The sequence below is a fragment of the Planctopirus limnophila DSM 3776 genome (genome assembly GCF_000092105.1).
Classification (GTDB): Bacteria; Planctomycetota; Planctomycetia; order Planctomycetales; family Planctomycetaceae; genus Planctopirus; species Planctopirus limnophila.
On the sequence record NC_014148.1, the window covers coordinates 2,429,526 to 2,452,940 of the forward strand.

Here is a 23,415-nt window from a genome sequence, read left to right on the forward strand (position 1 = left end):
AAGTGGCCGCAGAAAATGCCAGAATTTCAACTCTTATCAACCCGTGTAGAAGAAACGCGCTGCCGCATCGGCGATCAGTTTCTGGGAGACTTCTACAGCGATATTTCTGAATCGACAGATCGCCACCACAATCTCCAGCAAATCTCGCGGATCGCTCGATCTAGGTAATCTGCCACGGTCGTAGTGATTGCTATAAAGATACTCAACTGCCTCTTCCCGAAAGATGATTTGCCTTTGTTCACAGGCCATTTTGAAAATTTCTGTGAACAGCGGACGGGAAGGAGCCTCAATTTTTATCTTGTGTCGGATACGCCTTAAAAAGGCATCATCAACCAGATCTCCGGGATCGAGATTCGTAGAAAAAATCGTCAACTGCTCAAAGGGGACTGAGAACTTGCGGCCAGTTGCCAGCGTGAGGTAATCGATGCGTTCTTCCAGTGGCAGAATCCACCGGTTGAGGAGATCCCTCGGGCTGACCAGTTGCCGGCCGAAGTCATCGATCAGAAACACCCCGCCATTTGCCTTGATGTGTAGAGGTGCTGCATAGAACTGCGAAACTTTGCTGTATTGCAGTTCGAGCATATCCAGCGTCAGTTCACCGCCTGTGATGACCACTGGACGTCGGATTCGGCGCCACCGCGGGTCAGCCACACCATTCCCAACGACCAAAGATCCACTGGAGGTGTTGTATCCTGCTGAAGTGGTCTGGGCGGGATTTCCTGTCGTGGGTTGTTCCGCATCGTCTGTCGTTTTGTGCAGGATGGGATCAAAGACCGTGATAATGCTGTTTTCAGTCTGAATTGCATAAGGGACATAGATCTCGCCGCAATACAGATTGAGATAGCGCCCCAATCCTTTGGCGATCATGGTCTTCCCATTACCGGGCGGGCCATAGACAAAGATCGAGCGGCCACTGCAGACTGCCGGGCCAATTTCGTCAAGCAACCCTGGCTTCAGAACCATCCCCTGAAAGGCCTGCATGATCGTTTGCGGATTGCAGTACACACCTGATACCGCTTGGCGCCGGCACTGCTCCACATACTGTTCCAACGTGACTGGGGCAGGGCCCGCATAGCGGCAACTCTCAAAGCATTCCCGAGCACGCACGCGCCCCATATCCGTCAAACTGAACCGATAAGAAACTCGCCCCAGAAGATCGCCTTGAGAAACCTCAACACACCGCTGATCTTTAAGAAACCGCAGAGCTTCATCGAGAATCGGAAAGGGGAGCCTTAATTGCCGGGCGATATCTGCCCCAAACATGTTTCCATGAACATAGAGTTCTTTGAGGACGAACTCTGCCATCGCCCCCAGCCCCAGGCCAGTTTCTTTCAGATTGGTCGGCACACGTGGTGCCGGCACCAAGACGGCAGGATTCTGACTCCGCTGTCGCCCGGCTGATGGCAAGGGCATGCCTTCTGACTCTTCAAGTTCATCATCGTTCACGATGAACTGGGCAGCGGTTGCTGTTCGAACAACTGGTCGAGAGGGAACCCCGAACAGATCTTTGATGGCATCGTCTTTGGAATGATGCGCCTCGATCCTGGAGGGAGGCAAGCTTCCGGGGGAGCGCTGCGATCCTGTGCTATCGCTCATTGAAACCCCCTCAAGCCTCTCTACAGATCAACAGACCTTCAACTCGACAGTATCCACCTGTTTCTGCCAGAAGATTGACGCCTGGACTTATGGAGCGATGGCAGGAGATCCCATATTGCCCGTGGAGGTCGCAGCTCCAGAAGATGGCATTCCTGAGGATGTCCCCACGGTCATCTGCAGCCTCGGAGTGGGCATACTCTGAAGTTCGAGATTCCTCAACCGATCAATTTCCCGGGCCGGCCGACCTGTGGGATAGTCAATACGCTCTTGAATTAAACTCATGGCACTGGGGTCAATCGTCCCCACAGCCGCCTGCAGCTGTGTCATCCGTGCCTGATCAACTTCTGGTACACCCGACTTAGCCATGTAGAGCATGCGATATTCAGGAGGTGCCGATGTCAGTACCCAATGCACCTGTCTCAGCCCCGAAGAGGTGAGCATATTGGTGTCGGAATCGAAGTGATACTCATGAATTGTCGTGGCATCGGCCCAGCCATTATTGGCCTGAATCGCAAACATATCCCGCACTGAAGCTTCATCTTCGCAGCGATAAGGATGTGGCCAGTAATGTGCGTGATGGTATTTATGCACAAACGTCTGACCGCGACCTACCGGACGAGGATAGGGGGGCCACTCTTTTCCATCCTTATAAACCTGACGTGTTCCCGGAGGATCAGTGGCACGATCAGCCCACCATTCCTTCGACCAGAACCTTGGGCCATCACCGGCAAGTGCTGTGGTTCTGGCTTCAACCAGGAGCACGAGTACCGACAACCAGAGTATGACAGACCTGTTCATTGAGACGCCTTCCCTGGGCTCACTGACAGTTGAATCCATTCCAGAACGCCATCAATCCGGTACTCAATCCAGCGCACTGAATTTTGCGGTCCTGCAACAATCGTGTGGTCGCAGAGTACTCAGATATCTCCGTTCACCAGCTCATGAGCATGCACGCGCCATCCTGGCCAGCATCCATTCTCATGTTTCAGTATCGTCGTCCGATCGAATCAATCATGACGGGAAAATCGACAACAACGCTGGCTGATGCAGCAAACCTTGCCGATTTTCAGACATCAGCTTCCGGCCACTCGACGCAAATCATGCCGTCAATCACCTGCGTACTAAAAGACTGCAGTTTCAGCCGGGGGTTTAAGGCATGCTCGCCGCTCCGCAAATCGTATTGCCAACCATGCCAGGGGCAGGTCACGAGGCAGCCCTGCACAGCACCACGGGCAATTGGCCCACCGGCATGCAGGCACATCCCCTCGACGGCGAAAAGACCTTCCTCGCGATGAAACAGCGCTATAATCCGGCCTTCGACCACATACTCACCCGCAGAACCTGCCGAGAATTCGGTGACAGCGACCAGAGGCACAAACCGCATCGTTATACTCCGAAGATGTCATCTCACAGACGTCAGGCGGCTTTGCGACGTACTCGCGGCTCACTCTTCCAACGGCGATGAACCCAGAAATACTGTTCGGGCGAACGGCGGATCATCCGCTCCAGAGCCTGGGTGTATTCCTCAGTAATCGCCCGCACAGGATCTGAGGCTGTGATCGTGCGAGGATCAATCAAGGCTTCACAGCCCATCTCGAACTCAACCCAGTGCTGTTGATGAAATGAGTCTTTCGATCTCGTCGAATACCCCACCATCAGGAGTGCATCGTACTCCAGTGCTAACAGGGCGATCGATTTGAAGGTCGATGCGGGATGACCAAAAAAATCGACGAACAGACCTCTTGATCCAGCATCCTGATCACCCAGCAGCGCCAGATGCCCGCCACGCGAAAGAAGCTCAAGCATTTCGTCGAAGTCGCCTCTTTTGAGCATCAATCGATGACCTGTCCCCTCACGATACTCCTTGAACCATTCATGCAGATACGGATTATCCAGAGCTCGAGCAATCACTCCTAAAGGAAATCCCCAAAGCCCGAAGGTGCTGATTCCTAACTCCCAGTTTCCAAAGTGCCCACCCACAAAGATCACCCGTCGACCTGAACACATCGCTTCGACGGTGGGCTGATATTCTGCATAACGCACAATCCTGCGATAGGAATGAATATGCAGTTTACGAGGCCCCTGAACCATCTCGGGGATCATGCGAAAGAGATGCACCCACATCTGCCGGAGAATTGCCTCCTGCTGCTTCAATGTGTGGGTCTGGCCAAATGCCCGGCCAATATTCTCCATCGCCACAGCTTTTCGAGTCCATCGTGCCGGCAGTACATCGCAGAGCAGCCAGGCCAACGTGTGCGCCAGGCTATCGACCCACACGACAGGCAACATCTCGCAGACGCAGACGGCGCAGCGAAAGGCCTGAAACTCGCACCAATGTCGCCAACTGTGCCGCATTCCTTCATCCCTGAAGCCTGAACCATTCTGTAAGGTTCGTCTGCATCCTGCCTTTTAAGAGTTTTTATACTCACGAGTATTTTGCCGCAATTCTGTCTAAACTGCCAGCAGAGTTTCCAGCAAGCGATTTGAGGCCTCTTCGCGATGTCCTATCCAGCGACCAGAGGTTTCAGGATTTGCCAGCCAGATCACGTCGGGCCATCCCCGTTTACTGACAACAACAGTCCAGTGGAATGACTCATGAATCTGCCATCTTTTCGATTTCAAATGATCCTTGCTGTCGTCGGCTGTTTGGCATTCGCAACGGTAGATCGAACGGCACTCCATGCGAATGAACCAGCCAGTGCTCATTGGCCTGCTTTTCTCGGACAGGGCCGCGGAGAGATTGATCCGCAATCGATTCCACTCGAATGGAATGAATCCAAAAACATTGCCTGGAGTGCTCAACTCCCAGGTTATGGCCAATCCAGCCCCGTGATCTGGAAGGATCACGTTTATATCACCTCGGTCGAAGGACCTAAAAAAGATACCTTTTATCTGGTTTGCCTGAACTTGTCGGACGGCGCTGAAAAATGGCGATCAACCATTGCCAATACTGCACCAGTTGAATCCAGCCTGTATGTCAGTCGAGCAGCCCCCACACCTGTGGTCGATGACAATGGTGTCTACGCAATCTTCGAAAGTGGCGACATCCTCGCAAGTGATCACACCGGACACCGTCTCTGGACGCGTGCGCTGACCAAGGACTATGGTCCGCTGGTGAACGAATTTGGCCTCGCTGCTTCGCCAGTGCAGGGCCCCGACTGGATTGCTGTGCTGATGGATCACAATGCCGGCGGATACATCGCCAGGCTTTCGAAGAAAACTGGTGAAACAGAATGGAAGATCGACCGATCAGCTCGGCAAAGCTGGGCCTCACCAGCGATTGTCGTGCATGAAGGCCAACCCGTGATTGTCTGCAGTTCAGCCGGAAGTGTGGATGTCTACCATCCCCAGGATGGCAAGCTGCTGGCATCTCGCACGGATGTTGGTGGCAATACTTCATCCACACCGATCCCTGCTGGCGAGAGTCTCTTCCTCGTCGGGGCTTCCGTCGGCCGCGATGATGCCGGTCGCTCCGAGAACGCCAAAAAATCGAACATGGCCGTCCGTATGGTCACGGGCCCCGCAGGTCTCGCACTGGAAACCGTATGGATCGCTAAAGACGCAATGCCCACGTTTGGTTCACCGATGACATTTGCAGGTCATTCCTATTGGGTCAATCGTGCGGGAGTCGTCTTTTGTATCGACACACAAACGGGCGAACAAAAGTACGCTGAGCGGCTGGCTCAATCGATGTGGGCCACACCACTTGGCATTGGCGATCGCCTCTACATCTTCGGCAAAGAAGGCGTGACGACAGTTCTCGCCACGGGTCCGGAGTTCAAGAAACTGAGTGAGAACCGGCTCTGGGATCCCGAGAAAATTGTAGCCGATCCATCCATTGCCGAAAGAGAGAAAACCGAGGAACGACGCCGGGCAGCCGCTAATTTTTCCGGCCCGACTCAGTACGGAGTGGCTGCCGTCACAGGCAGTCTGCTGATCCGGAAAGGTTCCGAACTGGTGTGTATTCGTAACATGCCCCGCTGACCGGCACTTCTCACAACTGCTTAACCTTCATCATGTCATTACCCTAATCATGTCAACACCCTAGTCATGTCATCACAGTGGGATCTCGCCATCGAAATCGTCACCACACTCCGGCAGGCAGGGCACATCGCTCTGTTTGCTGGTGGATGTGTGCGCGATCTGCTGCTTGGCAAAACTCCTAAAGATTATGATGTTGCGACATCTGCCAATCCGGAGGAAGTCCAGCAGTTGTTTGGTTATCGCCGCACGAAAGCCGTGGGTGCCAGTTTTGGCGTCATCATGGTGCTCCCTGCTCGCAAAAAAGGCGAACCCCATCACAAATCTGATCAACCAGCCATACCACCCGTGGAAGTTGCCACGTTTCGCAAAGATGGTCTGTATGTCGATGGTCGCCGCCCTGAAACTGTCACGTTTTCTTCCCCCGAAGAAGATGCTCAACGGCGAGACTTTACGATCAACGGCATGTTCTTCGACCCACTGACTGAAACCGTTCACGACTTTGTGGGAGGCCAGATTGATCTGCAGTCCAGGCAACTCCGCGCAATTGGCATCGCAGCCGACCGCTTCAAAGAAGACAAGCTGAGATTGCTCCGGGCAGTTCGGTTTAATTCCATCCTGGATTTCTCGATTGAATTCGAGACATGGCGAGCGATTCAAGATCTGGCACCCGAGATCTGTGTTGTCAGCCACGAACGTATTGCTGCGGAACTGCGCCGCATGCTGGCCCATCCTTCACGTCATTCATCGATCCAGACTTTAGACCACGCGGGATTAACAGGAGCTATTTTCGGCAAGATTCTTTCAGCCACCAGCCCTGATTTACTCCTCGCTCTCCAATCGCTGAAGACAGACCACTTTGAAACAGCCATGGCTCTCTGGTTGCGGGAACTGCCCGTCGAGACGCTGAGAAGCATCTGCTCTCAACTTCGCCTGTCGAATCAGGAACGCGATGCCATCGTCTGGCTGCATACCATGCAGTCGGCATGGCTGGAATTCAGTGACTGGCCGGTATGCCGACAAAAGCGGCTTCTGGCATATCCTTTGGTCAATGAACTGATTGCGTCAGGCCAGGCTCTGGCCAGTGCCCAATTACTGGAAAGCCGCCATGTCGATGCTGCCATTGAAAGGCTGCAATCCTGGTCAAAGGAGGAGATCGATCCGCCGTTACAAGTGACAGGCGAAGACCTCATTCACTGGGGGATTTCGCCCGGCCCACAGTTCAAACAGATTCTCGAACAATTACGAGATGGCCAACTCGAAGGCCGGCTCACCAGCCGTGAAGCCGCTCATCAGTGGCTCGCTGATGAAAACTATCTCCCTCGAACCTGATCAAAAGCTGCATGTCATCCCACAGATGGATGGTTGGCTGCAATTTTTAATCCAAAAGGTGGGCCAGGCCATCGATGTGTCACAAAACACCTCTGGAGTTGCGAAATTCATCTCCATGAGCGAATCTTTGCATCGACATATGCCTTGATAATCACACTTGATTCCTCCTCTTCCGCACAACATCCATTTGCCGAAAGCCTGACAGATGACTGCTCCCGTTCGTATAGCCATTATTGGTGCAGGGCTGGTCTCCGATTTTCACCATGTGCCAGGGATTCGGATTGACCAGCGGAGCAAACTCACTGCCGTCTGCGACCCCAACGAAGAGCTTCTCAACAAGCGGAAGACCGAATGGGGCGACGCGCTGTACACCACAAGTTACGAGGAAATTGCCCAATCTCCAGATGTTGATGCAGTGATCATCGCCACGCCGAACTTTACACATTTGCCGATCACGAAAGCCTGCCTGGAGGGTGGTAAGCACGTCATGTGCGAGAAACCACTCGGGGTCACTGCAGCCGAGGCCTGGGAGATGTTTCATCTCGCCGACAGATTGAAACTCAAACACATGACGGCCTTCACCTACCGCTTTGCCCCATCCATGATTTATCTCCGACATCTCCTGAAATCGGGTGGTCTCGGTGAACCCAGGCATTTTCGCAGCCAGCGATTCCTCGATTGGCCTGAAACGAGTTGGGGATGGCGACAATACAAAAAACTTGCCGGGGCAGGGGATCTTTACGACATGACCATCCACCGCATCGACTTTGCACAAGATCTGCTCGGCCCGATTCAAAGTGTCTGCGGGGCTGTCAAAACTTTTGTCCCTCGTGACAAAACCGCAGATGGCAAATCCTGCGAACCTTCCGATGTCGATGACTGGTCAGCCATGATTGGCCGCTTTGCTTGCGGTGCTGTGGGTGTCTGGGAAGGCAGTACGTTGATGAAAGGTCACCACAACAAAGGTGTCGGCTACGAATGGGCCGAAATCAATGGGAGCGAAGGCTCAGCCGCCTATCTGCTGAATGAACCGCACCATATTATGCTTGGTAAACACGGTGGTTCGATGGAAAAGGTCGATGTGCCTTCCCAATACTTAAAACCAGCGGGCAGCCCACGATCGACCACAGATGGTCTTCCGACCACTCTCTTCCGCTATGACCTCGTTTATGAGTTTGTTTCGTCGATTTTAGAAGATCGACCAGCGATGCCTGGCTTTGATCACGGTGCTCATGCACAAACTGTGGCCGATGCTGTCCTCGCTTCTTCAGCCGAAGGAAAGTGGATCGACGTTCCCAAGGTCTCTTGAAACTCTTGCCTCAGACCACAGATACCCTGCTCACATCGGTAGCCAGTTGATCGTGTGAGTTTCAACTGAAATATGGGCAGTCTAATACAATTGCCAATAGACCACTGCCGCGATCATCAGACCTAAGGCGACGACCAGCCACAAGGTGGGGAGTCGCCACATCATTTGCCAGACTCCGGCATGGATGGCCTGATGCAACAGATTCTTTAAGAATTCTCGAGCACGGTCATCCATAGGGGAATCCAGGAATCAGTCAGCCAGCGAACTCCTGTCCGCAGCAAACGACCATAGTCGAAGTGTGAGGTGAATTCGTGTGGTGTTACCACAGATGGGCTGCTTTTCTCAAGCACGAATTCATCGGACAGTCTTTAAGAGCATGCAAGGCAATCAGCTGATTCGCCAACCAAATCTTCTGGAACGTAGGCCGGGGGTTTCTGCAGGATGTTGGACACGATGTTACTCATCATGACTTTTGACTGAAGACTGACAGAGATCGCGGACCGTGCGATAACAACTTTTCGCCGCCTGCAGAGCTTTTCCTCGTCGCGACCAGGAGAACGTCCCGGAAAATAACTCCTGCCTGTCTTTCCAGACTGATTCCACATAAGAACCACGCACTGCACAACTATCGATGCGTGTAATTTCCGGATATCGCTGACTGACAGCCGCAGCCATTTCCAGTTCGGACCACAACCCCGGCGCTCCAGCCGAGTAAGCAGGATCCCAGCCAATTTTGAATCCCACGAGTGTATCACCGCTTTGCAGATTGCAGGTACTGGCAATGGTCTGACCATTCAATTGCAGTTCACCGAACAGCACTCGTTTTTCGCGTGCCAGCCCATCGATCATTCTTCGAAAAAAAGCTTCGTCCGCACTTTTCAATCCAATGGCAGTGCCAGACAGCAGCTTCCAACCCGATTTTTCCAGACGCAGAAAGTCATTGACCTGAGGATCACGACTGCTTTGCACGGGTTCGAGCCGATACTGAACTTCTCCCAATTCTTCTAAAGCACGCCGACAGCGTTTCAACGACTTCCGTCGACTCTTCGAACACGCCTGCAGCAGATCTTCGGTCGTCTGGTTTCTGCCCGTCACATACTCTGCTCGTTGCCATTCTCCAGTCGTTGTCACAGAGATTCCCAGCCTCTCAGCGGCTTCAATCATGAGTTGAGTCTGCATCGATTTCACAGGGAGATTCTTGATCTGAAATCCATGCCACTCTCGTTGCTGTAACTGATAGTCCAACAGCGCATCGATGGCCCGTTTTTCGCTTTCACGGGAAACTAACCACCCCTGCTGAAAGGCGTATGGCGAAGCTAATCCTCTCGCCATCGGTAAAGGACTCAACAGACTCCAGCAGGCGACTTCAAACAGACAGAGCCCCAACCATCTGCCTGTCCTCAAATCTTCTGCAATCAATAGTATGGGACATAAACCGGTAGGAACTTCCTCGATCAGAGGAATCACAAACTCGGGATCGAGAAATACATTGGGTTCGATGGATTCACTGAAAAGTGTTCGCCACTTCATCAGGTCAAACTGTGATACATCCAAAGGATGGAGTCGTCGGATACAAACCGGCCCCTCTTCAAGACTCTTTTCGGCTTCAGAGCAAGTGGACGACATGACGAGCAACAATTTCACTGACTCCAGAAGGCTGGAAACCTGAATGTTTTGTAAGACTTCTGTTTGAGTTTTCCTTACTTACACCAACCTGAAGGGAAACTTCAGCTTTTGATCGACGACTTTTTCATAAGCGACATCGATTCATCTGTTACAATTGATATGACCGCCAGTATCTCACCACGACAGATTAAGAATCCTGAATTCATCGACACCTGTGTGAAAAGAAGGCCACAACATGACAACCACCCTGACTCCGCCTCGAAAGTATGCCGCTCCAGCCATTAAACAGACCAAGCTCCTCATTGGCGGCGAATGGTGCGATGCTGCCGATGGCCGAACTTTTGCCACTTACAATCCTGTGAACGAAGAGAAGATCGCGGATGTTGCTCTCGCTGTAAAAGTGGATGTCGATCGCGCTGTAGCCGCCGCTCGGAAGGCCTTCGAATCGGGACCGTGGCATACCATGGATGCCCGTGATCGCGGCCAACTGATCGGCAAACTGGCAGATCTCATCGAAGCCAACTTTGACGAGTTGGCCGCTCTCGAAACGCTCGACAATGGCAAGCCAATTCGCGATAGCAGGGGTGCTGATCTTCCGCTGGTGATTGATTGCCTTCGCTACTATGCGGGCTGGGCCGACAAGATTGTGGGCCAGACAATTCCTGTTCGAGGTGAATACTTCACCTACACCCGCCGTGAACCGACTGGCGTCTGCGGACAGATCATTCCGTGGAACTTTCCCATGCTGATGGTTGCCTGGAAGTGGGGCCCTGCGCTCGCCGCCGGCTGCACCATCGTCATGAAACCTGCCGAGCAAACACCTCTCACATGCCTCCGCTTGGCTGAACTCGCGATGGAAGCTGGCTTTCCCCCCGGTGTGATCAACGTCGTCACTGGCTTTGGTGAAACGGGGGCCGCCATCGTCAAGCACCCCGATGTCGACAAGATTGCCTTCACCGGGTCCGGCGAAACAGCCCAGCGGATCATGGTCGACGCCGCTACCACACTGAAACGAATCACTTTTGAACTGGGCGGCAAGAGCCCGAACATCGTCTTCGCCGACGCGAACCTCGATGCCGCTGTCGCCGGAGCGGAGTTCGGCCTCTTCTTCAACCAGGGGCAGTGCTGCTGTGCGGGCAGCCGGTTGTTCGTGGAAAAATCAATCCACGAGGAGTTCGTCGCTAAGGTTGTTTCCCGTGCGAAGGCCCGCAAACTGGGAAATCCACTTGAGATGGAGACCACTCAAGGGCCGCAGGTCGACCGCGATCAATTCGACAAGATCATGAAATATATCGAACTCGGCAAATCGCAGGGGGCCACCTGCGTCACCGGCGGCCACCGCGTGGGCGAGAGTGGCTTCTTCGTTGCGCCGACCGTTTTCGACGATGTCACCGACGACATGGCCATTGCGACCGATGAAATCTTTGGGCCAGTGCTCAGCATTCTGCCCTTTGAATCCATCGAGGAAGTGACTCGTCGCGCCAATGCCACCACGTTTGGTCTGGCGGCTGCCGTCTGGACGCGGGATGTCGCCAAAGCGCACCGCATTGCCCATAACGTGCGGGCAGGAACCGTCTGGATCAACTGCTACGATGTTTTTGACGCCGCTGCCCCATTCGGCGGCTTCAAAATGAGCGGCATGGGGCGCGAACTCGGCGAAGCGGCCCTCGCCAGCTACACGGAACTCAAAACGGTCACCATGTCCCTGAAGTGATCCGTCCAGGTGGTATCAAAGTAGATTCGGACAGAACAACTTTAAGGTCCGTCTCTTCTTGCCACTTACAACTATCAACCATCCACTCACAACCAGCAAAGACAGCCTCACCATTGACGACAGCCCGCCAACAGTTATCCTTGCAACTGCAGTGAAGGAGAAAAGCCCTGAGCAAGTTTGTCTTTTTTCACTGTGACCGAACCGGGGGCGATCGGAATCGACTGGATCGTTATACGGAATGGTGGCGTGTCGTGGTTGATCAGACGGCCACGTAAAAATCTGATCAAACAACAACTGCCAACACTGGCAACTACGCTCTGGCTGCCTAGAGATAGGTAACCGCGACTGCGAAAGCCCCGCCCATGGCGTTCAAAAGTCGTTCGCAAATACGGGCTGGCTGCGGGTCAATGCGACCTACGCCCGCAGCAAGATTTGTGGGACGCTGGCACTAGAGAAGCCTTGTCCGGCGAGCTTCGAGGTGTGAGATTGATCAACGGACTACACACGTAGAGGCTGTTCCCGCGGCATCACAGGACGGGGGTTCAATTCCCCCCGCCTCCATAGGTCGTCAGGTGAGTCACCTGACGACTTTTTTTGTTCATGAGCGCCACACGTGACAAACTGCAAGACTTTGCGTCATGGCTGCCTGCCCCGTCTTGTTGGCGGAAAGTGTCAGGCTGTGCCAGTGATTGCTGCTGAAAGTCACCCGAAACACTGCCAAAACACTGACAACGGTTTTGCAGATGACCAACCGCCTTTGCCTGGTCAGAGAACTGTCTTCAGCTTTCCACTCGATGGTGACATTCCGCTTGAAAGCTGGCCAGGTCTGCCAGTTGGAGGGCAGTTTCTCCGTTTCCTGACAGGCGAAGAAATCGGGTTCGTCCCGGACGATACTCCGGATGTCGTAACTGATCGGTGGAGCCAGCAGCAGTCGTTGTGACTGCCTGGTGGCGACGTCACTCGACTCACCGGCAATCCACTTCTGGAATTCTGTCTGAAAGAAGTTTCGGGCAGCGGCTTCGGTCCCGACGGGATTCGTCGAACAGCCCACCATGAGAGTCATCACCAACAGCCACGCACTTTGCCATTTCATCACGGACGTCATTCGGATCAGGGGAATACGGCGGGGAGTGATCCGCGATCACAGGCCCATCAGCTTTGCTCCACCTGATACCCGAGGAACCAGACAGACACGGGTCAGACGCCTCGATCCGACTTGGGAGTGAGACAAGATGTGTTTGGGACAATCTTGACACAAATTTGATAACTCTCGGTCCTCTTTTGACCCCCATTTGATGTGACATCTGATTCAATTCATTCGATGAAACCCATCGAGGAGGAATCAGACATGGACATCGTATGGCTCCTGGCCGGGGTCGCCTTCTTTGTCGGCTCGTGCGGCCTTGTGCATTTCTTCGGCAGCCTAAGGGCGGAGGACTAGCTGTGGACTGGACAACAATTCTCGCTCTCGTCGTGGCGGTCGTGCTGGTGATTTACCTCTCGGCTGCTCTGCTCGCACCGGAGAAGTTCTCATGACATCCAACGGACTTGTGCAACTGGCAATCTATCTCGGAGTTCTTCTGGCCTGCGTGAAGCCCCTGGGCTTTTACATGGCCAGGGTATATTCCGGGTCGGCAACCTTTCTTGACCGCTTCATCGGACCACTGGAACGACTGCTGTATCGACTCTGCGGCATCGACAAATCCGCCGAGATGACTTGGCGCCAGTATTCAGTGGCAGCGATGTCCTTCAGTCTGGTGAGCTTCCTTGCGGTCTACGCTTTTCAGCGAACGCAAGGTTGGCTGCCGCTCAACCCTGAATCGCTGCCTGCCGTCTCGCCTGATTCATCGTTTAATACGGCGGTGAGCTTCACGACGAACACGAACTGGCAGGGATACGGCGGCGAGACCACGATGAGCTACCTCACGCAGATGCTGGCCCTCACCGTGCAGAATTTCGTTTCGGCGGCAGCTGGCATGGCCGTGCTGGTCGCTCTGATTCGGGGCTTTACCCGGCACACAACGGAAACTATCGGCAACTTCTGGGTCGATCTCGTGCGTGGAACGCTCTACATCCTGCTACCGCTGTCGCTGTTTTTGGCCGTCGCACTCGTTTCGCAGGGAGTCGTGCAGACTTTCAACTCGTATCACGAAGTCGCGTTTCTTGAACCGACCGTTGATGCCGAAGGTCATGCCGTCACCACACAGAGCATCGCTGTCGGTCCAGCCGCTTCGCAAATTGCGATCAAACAGCTTGGCACTAATGGCGGCGGATTCTTCAACGTGAATTCGGCCCACCCGTTGGAGAACCCCACGCCGCTCTCAAACTTCCTTCAATTGTTAGCTATTCTGCTGATTCCTGCCGCCCTGTGCTACACGTTCGGCGAGATGATTGGCGACCGCCGCCAGGGTTGGGCAGTACTGGCGGCGATGCTGGTGATCTTCGTTCCGCTGCTGGCGGCCACGACGATCACTGAACAGTCGGGAAACCCGATCCTCGCCCGCCTGGGGGCCGACCAGTCGGCATCCGATTCACAGCCGGGTGGAAACATGGAGGGAAAAGAATCCCGCTTTGGAATTGTGAACTCGTCGCTGTGGGCGGTGGCAACGACTGCTGCTTCGAACGGTTCCGTGAACTCGATGCATGACTCCTTCACGCCCCTGGGAGGTCTTGTACCGATGTGGCTGATGCAGTTGGGCGAAGTGATCTTCGGTGGCGTCGGCTCCGGCCTCTACGGCTTATTGATGTTCGCCATTGTCGCTGTTTTCCTCTCCGGCCTGATGGTCGGACGCACGCCGGAATATCTCGGCAAGAAGATTGGCGCCTTCGAAATGAAAATGGCTGCTCTGGCAATCCTGTTTCCCTGTGCGATGGTGCTTGTGGGAACGGCGGTGTCCGTCGTCTCGGCGTCTGGTCGAGCGACGATCTTCAACCCTGGTCCACATGGTTTCAGCGAAGTGCTGTACGCCTTCTCGTCAGCAGGGAACAACAACGGCAGTGCCTTTGCGGGACTGGGAGCGAACACGCCGTTCTACAACGGCCTTCTGGGCCTGGCGATGCTCGTCGGGCGGTTCTGGGTGATGCTGCCGGTCCTGGCGATTGCCGGTTCGCTGGCGGCGAAGAAGACCGTGCCTGCTGGGCCGGGAACTTTACCAACACACACGCCGCTGTTTGTTGTCCTGCTGGTGGCCGTGGTGATCGTGGTGGGAGCCTTGAGCTTCTTCCCAGCCCTGGCTCTAGGGCCAATTGTCGAGCACCTGCTAACGGCGAACCAGGAGTAATCATCATGACCAAAACATCAACAACACTGTTTGATCGCAAAATTCTCAGTGATGCCGTCAGGGCGTCGTTCTTGAAGCTCGATCCCCGTGTGCAGCTTCGCAATCCGGTGATGTTCGCCGTCTACCTGGGCAGCATCCTGACAACGATTCTGTGGCTGAACTCGCTGAGCGGATCGACCGGCGAATCATCAACCTTCGTGCTTGGCGTGGCCGTGTGGCTATGGTTCACCGTGCTGTTTGCCAACTTCGCTGAGGCCATCGCTGAAGGCCATGGCAAGGCCCAGGCGGCTTCTCTCAAGAAGAGTCGCACAACGGTCATAGCCCGCAAGATCGCCAATAAGGCAGATCGGATCACCGAAGAAGTTCCGGCGACCGACCTCAAGATCGGCGACATCGTGATTGTCAAAGCGGGCGAAACGATACCGGCGGACGGCGAAGTCATTGAGGGAGTCGCCTCGGTCGATGAGAGTGCCATCACTGGCGAAAGTGCTCCGGTTGTGCGAGAGAGCGGCGGCGACCGCAGTTCGGTGACCGGAGGGACACGAGTGATTTCTGACTGGCTTATTATCCAGGTGAGGACGCTCCCCGGCCAAAGTTTTCTCGACCGTATGATTGCGATGGTCGAAGGTGCCAAGCGGCAGAAAACTCCCAACGAGATCGCCCTCGCAATTCTGTTAGCCGCCCTGACCCTGATCTTTCTGCTCGTGGTGGCCACGCTGCTCCCCTTTTCGATCTTCAGTGTTGAAGTTTCCGGCCAGGGAAGGGCAATCAGTCTCACGGTGCTGGTGGCTCTCTTCGTGTGCCTTGCACCCACCACCATCGGGGCGTTGCTGTCCGCCATTGGCATTGCCGGAATGAATCGCCTCAGTCAGGCGAATGTCATCGCCATGTCGGGCAGGGCGGTCGAAGCGGCGGGTGACGTGGATGTGCTGCTGCTCGACAAGACAGGCACGATCACGCTCGGCAACCGTCAGGCGACTCGCTTCATTCCGGCGTCGGTAACCACCGAGAAGGAACTGGCCGACGCAGCCCATTTGGCATCGTTGGCGGACGAAACCGCCGAAGGACGCAGCATCGCTGTTCTGGCAAAGAAGCAGTTCGGTCTGCGAGGCCGGGAATTGGAACAGATCCGGCCGCACTTCGTTCCGTTCTCGGCTCGGACTCGGATGAGCGGCGTGACGCTCGATGGCCATTCGATTCGTAAAGGGGCCGCCGAAGCTGTCGAGACGCACGTGAGAAGCCTTGGCGGATTCCTGCCGGAAGATGTCCGAGGTGCCGTTCAGGAGATCGCCAAGTCCGGTGGGACGCCGCTGGTCGTCAGCCGGGACGACAAAGTGCTTGGTGTGATCGAACTTAAGGACATTGTGAAAGGGGGCATCAAGGAGCGGTTCGCAGAACTGCGGCAGATGGGGATCAAAACCGTGATGATCACGGGCGACAATCCCTTGACTGCCGCCGCCATTGCCGCCGAGGCGGGCGTGGATGATTTTCTGGCCGAGGCGACTCCCGAAGCCAAGCTGTCACTCATCCGGGATTACCAGAAGGGCGGACGCCTTGTGGCGATGACCGGCGACGGCACGAACGACGCACCGGCTCTGGCTCAGGCCGACGTGGCGGTCGCCATGAACAGCGGCACGCAGGCTGCCAAGGAAGCCGGGAACATGGTCGATCTTGACTCCAATCCTACGAAACTGATCGAGATCGTGAACATCGGCAAGCAGCTGTTAATGACTCGCGGCTCACTGACAACGTTCAGCATCGCTAACGACGTCGCCAAGTATTTTGCGATTCTTCCGGCGGCATTCGCAGCGACTTATCCGGCCCTCAAGGCGTTAGACCTGATGCGATTGTCGTCTCCTTCCAGTGCCATCCTTTCGGCGGTCATTTTCAACGCTTTAATCATCATCGCCCTGGTGCCGCTAGCGTTGAAGGGTGTGGCCTACCGACCGGTGGGAGCGGCTCAACTGCTTCGCAATAATCTGCTCATTTACGGTGTGGGTGGATTGATTGTGCCGTTCATTGGCATCAAATCCATTGACATGCTGCTGTCCGCCGTGGGCTTGGCATAAGGAGAGAGAAAACATGCTTCAACAACTTCGCACGGCGACACTCGTACTGATCGCTATGACCATTCTCACTGGCGGTGTCTATCCACTGGTGGTAACTATCGTCGCTCAAGTGGCGTTTCCGAGGCAGGCCAACGGCAGCCTGATTCAACAAGGAGAGCAAATCACTGGTTCAGAACTGATCGGGCAGCCGTTTTCTCGCCCCGTATACTTTTGGGGAAGGCTCTCGGCGACTGGTCCTCACCCTTACAACGCAGCGGCATCCAGCGGTTCCAATTTCGGCCCGTTACATCCGGGGCTCAAAGAAACTGCCGAAGATCGCATTCTGGCCCTGCACGCGGCAGGTTCTTCGGGCAAAGTGGTTCCGGTCGATCTCGTGACCGCCTCCGGGAGCGGACTCGATCCTCACATCTCTCCGGCGGCAGCCGAGTTCCAGGTGCCAAGAATCGCCGCAGCGAGGAAAATGTCGGAAGGAGCCGTGCGTGACCTCGTCTCCCAATATACAGAAGGCCGACAACTTGGAATCCTTGGGGAGTCTCGTGTGAATGTACTGCGACTGAATCTTGCTTTGGATCAACGTCAGGGAAATTGAGGCCGTCTATGCCTGATGCTCGTCCCAATCCTGATGATCTGCTGGCCAAGGTGCAGGCCGAAGATACTGAGTCCACGCGTGGCTCGCTCAAAGTATTCTTCGGCTACGCTGCCGGTGTCGGGAAAACTTATACGATGCTGGAAAATGCTCAGCGAGCGAAAGCGGCTGGGCGTGAGGTCGTCGTCGGTTATGTTGAACCACACGGTCGCCCGGAAACGGAGGCATTGCTCGCTGGTCTCGAAGTCCTTCCGCTGCGTGAGTTTGAGTATCGTGGCGTGAGGCTGCGAGACTTTGATGTCGATGCCGCTCTGGCTCGAAATCCCGACCTGCTGTTGGTAGACGAACTCGCCCATACGAACGCGGTCGGCTGTCGCCATGAGAAACGCTGGCAGGATGTCGAAGAGCTTCTCGAAGCCGGGATCAATGTCTGGACAACGCTGAATGTTCAGCACATTGAGAGCCTGAATGACGTCATCGGCCAGATCACGGGCGTCACCGTGCGAGAGACGGTTCCCGACCGGGCGTTTGATCTGGCGGACGATCTGGAACTTGTCGACATCACACCAGAAGAATTGCTACACCGACTCAAGGCAGGCAAAGTCTACGTTCCCGATCAGGCTCAACGAGCGATTCAAAGCTTCTTCCAGAAGTCGAACCTTACCGCACTTCGGGAACTTTCGCTGCGACAGGCGGCTCGACGCATTCACACCGATGTTGAGTCGGCTCGGCGAGAGAAGGCGGCAATCCAGCCGTGGGCCACTGCCGAGCGGCTGCTGGTCTGCGTGGGGCCGAGCCCCACGACCGCACGTGTCATTCGCACCGCTCGACGGATGGCGGCGGCTCTCGATGCACCTTGGCTGGCGGTTTCTGTTGATCTCACCGGCGAACCAGCGAGCAGTCCTCGAAAGCAGCAGGTCAGCCAGCATTTCCGCCTCGCCGAACGCCTGGGAGCGGAAACGGTCACATTGGCTGGGCAGAACGTCTCGGAAACGATTCTCGACTATGCGCGTTCTCGCAACGTCACCAAGATACTGATCGGCAAGACGAATCAGCCTCGCTGGCGGCGACTGCTCGCTGGCACCGTCGTGGATGACTTGCTTGAAAAGAGCGGCGACATCGACGTGTATGTCATTCGCGGCGAGGAAGAGAAAACAGCACACGCTCCCGCCCGAACAGCATCGACTACTCAAAAGCTCCCGTACTTCTGGGCGGTTGGACTCGTCAGTCTGACCGGGTTGCTCGCTTACGGACTTCGCTTTCTGCATCTCGCTGATGCGGAAGCAAACACAGTGATGTTATTCCTGGCGGCAGTCGCCTGGACTGCCTTCCGTTATGGCCGGGGGCCAGCCGTGTTTGCGAGCGTGCTGGCCGTGCTGGTTTTCGATTTCTTCTTCGTCGCACCGTTCCACACCTTCGCCGTCGCCGATACGCAGTATGTTGTTACGTTTGCGGTCATGCTGACCATCGGGCTGGTGATCAGCACGCTGACATCTCGACTCCGGGCACAGATCGAGAACACTCGCCTGCGAGAGCGACGGACTTCTTCGCTTTACGAACTAGGCAAGCAACTGAGTTCTTTGTACGGGAATGTGTTTCTCGTCGGAGCGGCAGGTGGCAAGGTCGCCGAGATGGTGGGCGGTGAAGTGGCGATCTACTTACGTCAGCCATCCGGCCCGCCCGAACTCGCTTTCGGGCATGACACCACAATTGTCAAGCATTCAGTGAGTCTACCCGTGGCACAGTGGGTCATTGAACATGATCAACTTGCAGGGGCCGGTACGAATACACTTCCCAATGCCGCGGCCCTGTTCTTCCCTTTGACCGGCTCACAAGGCACACACGGTGCGATTGCTATTCGAGTGCCGGACACCGAGCGATTGCTCGACCCCGAATTCCGCCGTCTTCTGGATGCGTGTGCCAATCAACTGGCGTTGGCACTGGAACGAGACCAACTCGCTATCGAGGCCGCAAACGCTCGCATTCAGGCGGAAGCCGAACAAGTCCGGAGCAGCCTGCTCAGTAGCGTGTCTCACGACCTCAAAACTCCCCTGGCAGCCATTGCCGGGGCCAGCAGCAGCTTGTTGGAAGCCACGTCGCTGGACGAAGAGACACGCCGTCAGTTGCTCGAGACCGTGGCCGATGAAGCGGCACGTCTGAATCGTCTCCTCGAAAACATCCTTCAGATGTCGAAGCTGGATGCAGGGGCAGCAGTTCCCCTTTGCCAATGGCACGTCTTGGAAGAACTGGTTGGCTCGGCACTCCATCGCACTCGTCGTGAACTGGCCCAGCATGACGTTGCTGTCCAACTCTCAAGCGAACTGCCGCTCTTGTACGTTGATGGACTGCTTATGGAACAGGTGTTTGTCAATCTTTTCGAGAATGCGGCACGTTATACACCGGAGGGAACGAAAGTGACAATCCGGGCGGCGCTCGATGGTGATCACGTGCGGATCGGTATTTCGGATAACGGGCCGGGACTGCCTGCCGGTGCCGAGGAGCGAATCTTCGACAAGTTCTATCGAGCGTCTCCAACGGCTGATGGTGGTCGAGGCAGTGGTCTTGGACTCGCCATCTGCCGGGCTATTATCAAGGCCCACGGCGGCACTCTCGTCGCTGCCAACCGACCCGGTGGCGGTGCCGAATTCGTGATCCGTTTACCGGTTTCGAAGGATGCACCGCAAGTCATGGTAGAATAGAGCAATGCAAGCCAACAGCCATCACATTCTGATCATCGAAGATGAGCAACCGATTCGCAGGTTCCTCAAGGCCTCGTTATCGAACGAGGGCTATCGGGTCAGTGAAGCAGTGGCCGGTGAAGAAGGTTTGCGGATGGCGTCGGCCCAACCACCCGATCTTGTGATTCTCGATCTGGGTCTGCCCGACCTCGATGGACAAGACGTGCTCAAGCGGCTTCGGGAATGGTACACTTCTCCTGTGATCGTCCTCTCCGCACGGGACCAGGAGACGCAGAAGATCAAGGCACTCGACAGTGGTGCCGATGACTACTTGACCAAGCCGTTCGGCATCGGAGAGCTTCTCGCCCGCATGCGAACGGCCATGCGTCATGCTCACCGAGTCGGGCCGGAGGCGACGACCGCCACAATTGGTGCTCTTCGTGTTGATCTGGCAGCCCGGCTCGTTTACCGCAGCGACAAAGAGGTGCATCTGACGCCGCTCGAATACAAGCTTCTGGTGACGATGATCAAGCACGCCGGGAAAGTTCTGACGCACCGGTTTCTGCTGCGTGAAGTGTGGGGACCGCAGGACTCGCAGGAGAACCATTACCTGCGGGTCTTCATCGCCAGCATGCGACGGAAACTCGAAGACGATCCGGCCCGACCCCGATACATCCTGACAGAACAAGGAGTCGGTTACCGACTCGCTGTGGAATGATTCGGCCAGACGGGCTCGCCTGTTGATTTCGGATCAAGGTGACAGTCGTTGTTTGCGACTACAGTTGACCCGTCCCACCCGGCAGCGATTGCACCAGCTGTCACGTGGCCCGATCGTTCATCCATTCTGTTCTCACGGAACATTGCGACTGCATTTGCTGCAAATCATTTCCAAGCGATTTTATTTTTGCAGAACTTTGCGAATTCTGGTCACGATTTCTCCACTTCGGTTAAGAAACCATGGCGAAAGAATGGGAGGCCACTTGGACGATCACACACGACAAGCCACGCGACTTTGGACACTGGCACAGCCGGTCGTGTCGGCGTTCGTCGTTTCGGCAGTGCGGGACTTTACAGCGCGGGACGACGTTCTGCAGGAAACAGCCGTCGCGGTAATGGAATCTTTTGATCGCTATGATCCTCAGCGGCCATTCGTCGCCTGGGCGATGGGGATCGCCCAGAATCAAGTCCGCCTGTACCTCAGACGCATTCAACGCGATCGACTGGTGTTTGACGAAGATGTACTGGTTCAGTTAGCGGCGGCTTTTGAGGAGGCGTTTCCGGAACAGTCGCCATCCCTCGGATTTCTGCGGGGCTGTCTCGATCAGCTCGAGGGTCGAGCCCGCGAACTCTGCGAACTTCGGTATGGTCGCGATCTGAAGCCAACGGCGATTGCCGAATCACTGGGTATGTCTGGCAACACAGTCTCCAAGGCGCTTCAGCGAATACGTGAACAGTTACGAGCATGTATTGAGCGAAAAGTCTCCTTCGAAAAGGGAATGCCATGACGCGCGATCCCGGCGAACTTGTCTCTCGATACCTGGATGATCTGTTGACCGAGGACGAACATCGCGATTTACAGGACTGGTTGCGCTCATCGCCAGATCATGCCCGGGAATTCGCCCGCATTGTATTGCTCCACGACCGCCTGCGTGGAGAGCAAATGGCGATTTCGATCACCCAACCCTCACCGAGATATCAACCCGACACAGTTTTCCCAGTACCTCGGCGGATCTGGCGATCCGTGATCATCGCGTGTGGTGTCATGGCAGCATTCGTCACGTTGTTTCTAATGTCTTTGGAAGTCGGTCAGACTTCGGCAGTGGCGTCTACGGAACTCAAACGGTTGATCTCGGCTCAGGAAACGGAACTCGACAGGACATATCGCATCTCGGTCGAAGAAGCACCCACTCCACGTCGAAAACGGCAACCCGTGATCGACGGGAATCGCCCTCCGAAGCCTCCCTTGGATGATGCCGTGTTGCATGTCCGAAAGGGCAACCAGTTCGTGCTGATTCGTCAAATGGCGAGCGGCCAGCAGTTCGTAACGGGGAGCAATGGTCAGACGAGTTGGGCAGTGCGGCCAGATGGTCCCGTTCGGATCAGCACTGACCTGACTCGATTTAACCGGGATCTGCCGGGCCATGAACATGATTTTCCGCTGATTCAGATCGAACGGGGATTGGCCCAGTTACAAAACGCCTACGAGATCCAACTGTTGCCGATTGAGAATGGCGACGATTCGGCGGGAAAGGACCTGCCGACCCGGCTACTTGTCGCAGTGAAGAAACGTGGCCACCGTGGGCCGCAGCGGGTTGAAATCACTTACTCTGTTCCTACCGGTCAGATTCACCAACTTCGTTTTATAGAGATGCCTTACGGTCCTGAGCATCTCACAGTGCGGCTCACTCAAGAAGAAGAACGCCCACTTGGACCTACTTTCTTTGATCACCAATCACACCATGCGTCAGATCGCGTTGTGGAGGTGGAGTAACTCGATGAAGAAAATGATCTGGTCGTTACTGCCGTTGACTTTGTTCGCCGCCTGGAGTTTTGGGCAGGATCGCAATTCGCCTCCTTCCGGTAAACCTCGAAAGCCACAAATAAGCGACACGATCAAAGCAAGTATTTACGCCGACAACTGGTTCATACTTTACATCAACGGCGAGCTTGTTGCCGTTGATTCCATCAAGTTCATTCCGCACAACGTGGTCTCGGTCGACATTCTGCCCAGCTATCCGATGACGATCGCAGTCATGGCCAGGGACAACGCCGATCCGAAGACCGGGATGGAATATGCCAACACGAATATCGGAGACGCCGGCTTCGTGTTGAAGTTCGGTGATGGCACAGTCACGAATGCGAAGTGGAAAGCGAAGAAGTACTCGTGGGGGCCCATTAACCGGGATACCAGGAACCCGCGCGTCGAGAATCTTCCGATTCCAGAAGACTGGTACGCCGTCGATTTTGATGATAGCGACTGGGGCCACGCCAAGGAGTACACCGAAGCGCAAGTCGAACCGAAACAACCGTTCTTCGAACATGATTTCAAGGGAGCAAAGTTCATCTGGACCGATGACATCGAGCTCGACAACACCGTCATTTTTCGGCATGTCGTCAAGTCACTGCCGGATGGGAAAACAAGGCCCGACTTCTCGAACCTGAATAATGAGATACCGGATTCGCCTCCCAAAAAATCGAAGCGGTGAGTTCGCCCTGTCTGCTGATGGCACACGTCAGGAGGTC

The 23,415-nt window shown here is 55.3% G+C and carries 20 protein-coding genes and 1 other RNA gene; 14 read left to right on the forward strand and 7 right to left on the reverse strand.

Annotation, left to right across the window (positions count from 1 at the left end):
- Window positions 1-36: 36 nt before the first annotated feature.
- The 4 genes from PLIM_RS09645 to PLIM_RS09665 all read right to left on the reverse strand — a co-directional run bounded on the left by PLIM_RS09645 (window position 37) and on the right by PLIM_RS09665 (window position 3,951).
- Window positions 37-1,596, reverse strand: coding sequence for a P-loop NTPase family protein (locus PLIM_RS09645; protein WP_013110120.1), 1,560 nt, complete (start codon window positions 1,594-1,596; stop codon window positions 37-39).
- Between the two features lie 87 nt (window positions 1,597-1,683).
- Window positions 1,684-2,394 (reverse strand): hypothetical protein, encoded by a 711-nt coding sequence (locus tag PLIM_RS09650; RefSeq protein ID WP_013110121.1) that lies wholly within the window; start codon window positions 2,392-2,394, stop codon window positions 1,684-1,686.
- Window positions 2,395-2,662: 268 nt separating this feature from the next.
- Window positions 2,663-2,980 (reverse strand): Rieske (2Fe-2S) protein, encoded by a 318-nt coding sequence (locus PLIM_RS09660; protein ID WP_013110122.1) that lies wholly within the window; start codon window positions 2,978-2,980, stop codon window positions 2,663-2,665.
- 32 nt (window positions 2,981-3,012) lie between these two features.
- Window positions 3,013-3,951 (reverse strand): lysophospholipid acyltransferase family protein, encoded by a 939-nt coding sequence (locus tag PLIM_RS09665; protein WP_013110123.1) that lies wholly within the window; start codon window positions 3,949-3,951, stop codon window positions 3,013-3,015.
- 240 nt (window positions 3,952-4,191) lie between these two features.
- Here PLIM_RS09665 and PLIM_RS09670 point away from each other — a divergent pair, with 240 nt between their 5' ends.
- From PLIM_RS09670 to PLIM_RS09680, 3 genes are all read left to right on the forward strand, one after another.
- The gene (locus PLIM_RS09670; protein WP_013110124.1) at window positions 4,192-5,580 is read left to right on the forward strand and encodes an outer membrane protein assembly factor BamB family protein; all 1,389 of its coding nucleotides are present in this window, start codon (window positions 4,192-4,194) and stop codon (window positions 5,578-5,580) included.
- 66 nt (window positions 5,581-5,646) lie between these two features.
- Window positions 5,647-6,909 carry a CCA tRNA nucleotidyltransferase gene (locus PLIM_RS24545; protein ID WP_013110125.1) on the forward strand — a complete coding sequence of 421 codons (1,263 nt, stop codon included), beginning with the start codon at window positions 5,647-5,649 and terminating at the stop codon, window positions 6,907-6,909.
- Window positions 6,910-7,114: 205 nt separating this feature from the next.
- Window positions 7,115-8,218 carry a Gfo/Idh/MocA family protein gene (locus PLIM_RS09680; protein WP_013110126.1) on the forward strand — a complete coding sequence of 368 codons (1,104 nt, stop codon included), beginning with the start codon at window positions 7,115-7,117 and terminating at the stop codon, window positions 8,216-8,218.
- Between the two features lie 81 nt (window positions 8,219-8,299).
- Here the strand turns inward: PLIM_RS09680 and PLIM_RS24375 are convergent, their stop codons facing one another.
- Together PLIM_RS24375 and PLIM_RS09685 are read right to left on the reverse strand one after the other, a co-directional pair.
- On the reverse strand, window positions 8,300-8,452 hold the full coding sequence (locus tag PLIM_RS24375; protein WP_013110127.1) for a hypothetical protein: 153 nt from the start codon (window positions 8,450-8,452) through the stop codon (window positions 8,300-8,302).
- A 222-nt stretch (window positions 8,453-8,674) separates the two neighbouring features.
- Window positions 8,675-9,844: a GNAT family N-acetyltransferase gene (locus PLIM_RS09685; protein WP_041401517.1), complete on the reverse strand. Its 1,170-nt coding sequence runs from the start codon at window positions 9,842-9,844 to the stop codon at window positions 8,675-8,677.
- Between the two features lie 235 nt (window positions 9,845-10,079).
- Between PLIM_RS09685 and PLIM_RS09690 the strand changes: the two genes are divergently transcribed.
- Together PLIM_RS09690 and ssrA are read left to right on the forward strand one after the other, a co-directional pair.
- On the forward strand, window positions 10,080-11,558 hold the full coding sequence (locus tag PLIM_RS09690; RefSeq protein ID WP_013110129.1) for an aldehyde dehydrogenase family protein: 1,479 nt from the start codon (window positions 10,080-10,082) through the stop codon (window positions 11,556-11,558).
- A gap of 203 nt (window positions 11,559-11,761) precedes the next feature.
- Window positions 11,762-12,122, forward strand: a transfer-messenger RNA (tmRNA) gene (ssrA, locus tag PLIM_RS23655).
- 34 nt (window positions 12,123-12,156) lie between these two features.
- Here ssrA and PLIM_RS09695 read toward each other — a convergent pair.
- The gene (locus PLIM_RS09695) at window positions 12,157-12,651 is read right to left on the reverse strand and encodes a hypothetical protein (protein ID WP_041401519.1); all 495 of its coding nucleotides are present in this window, start codon (window positions 12,649-12,651) and stop codon (window positions 12,157-12,159) included.
- Between the two features lie 350 nt (window positions 12,652-13,001).
- Here PLIM_RS09695 and kdpF point away from each other — a divergent pair, with 350 nt between their 5' ends.
- The 9 genes from kdpF (at window position 13,002) to PLIM_RS09735 (ending at window position 23,378) form a co-directional block, all read left to right on the forward strand.
- The gene (gene kdpF, locus PLIM_RS24135) at window positions 13,002-13,094 is read left to right on the forward strand and encodes a K(+)-transporting ATPase subunit F (RefSeq protein ID WP_148227056.1); all 93 of its coding nucleotides are present in this window, start codon (window positions 13,002-13,004) and stop codon (window positions 13,092-13,094) included.
- Window positions 13,091-14,839, forward strand: coding sequence for a potassium-transporting ATPase subunit KdpA (gene kdpA / locus PLIM_RS09700; protein WP_013110132.1), 1,749 nt, complete (start codon window positions 13,091-13,093; stop codon window positions 14,837-14,839). Before kdpF ends, kdpA begins: the two co-directional genes overlap by 4 nt.
- 5 nt (window positions 14,840-14,844) lie before the next feature.
- Window positions 14,845-16,908 (forward strand): potassium-transporting ATPase subunit KdpB, encoded by a 2,064-nt coding sequence (gene kdpB, locus PLIM_RS09705; protein ID WP_013110133.1) that lies wholly within the window; start codon window positions 14,845-14,847, stop codon window positions 16,906-16,908.
- Between the two features lie 13 nt (window positions 16,909-16,921).
- Window positions 16,922-17,497 carry a potassium-transporting ATPase subunit KdpC gene (gene kdpC / locus PLIM_RS09710; RefSeq protein ID WP_013110134.1) on the forward strand — a complete coding sequence of 192 codons (576 nt, stop codon included), beginning with the start codon at window positions 16,922-16,924 and terminating at the stop codon, window positions 17,495-17,497.
- 8 nt (window positions 17,498-17,505) lie between these two features.
- Window positions 17,506-20,193, forward strand: coding sequence for a sensor histidine kinase (locus tag PLIM_RS09715; RefSeq protein ID WP_013110135.1), 2,688 nt, complete (start codon window positions 17,506-17,508; stop codon window positions 20,191-20,193).
- Between the two features lie 4 nt (window positions 20,194-20,197).
- Window positions 20,198-20,890 (forward strand): response regulator, encoded by a 693-nt coding sequence (locus PLIM_RS09720; RefSeq protein WP_013110136.1) that lies wholly within the window; start codon window positions 20,198-20,200, stop codon window positions 20,888-20,890.
- A 262-nt stretch (window positions 20,891-21,152) separates the two neighbouring features.
- The gene (locus PLIM_RS09725; RefSeq protein ID WP_013110137.1) at window positions 21,153-21,677 is read left to right on the forward strand and encodes a sigma-70 family RNA polymerase sigma factor; all 525 of its coding nucleotides are present in this window, start codon (window positions 21,153-21,155) and stop codon (window positions 21,675-21,677) included.
- Window positions 21,674-22,663 (forward strand): FecR/PupR family sigma factor regulator, encoded by a 990-nt coding sequence (locus PLIM_RS09730; protein WP_013110138.1) that lies wholly within the window; start codon window positions 21,674-21,676, stop codon window positions 22,661-22,663. The genes PLIM_RS09725 and PLIM_RS09730 overlap by 4 nt, the downstream gene beginning before the upstream one ends.
- Window positions 22,664-22,667: 4 nt before the next feature.
- Window positions 22,668-23,378, forward strand: coding sequence for a hypothetical protein (locus tag PLIM_RS09735; protein ID WP_013110139.1), 711 nt, complete (start codon window positions 22,668-22,670; stop codon window positions 23,376-23,378).
- Window positions 23,379-23,415: the final 37 nt, after the last annotated feature.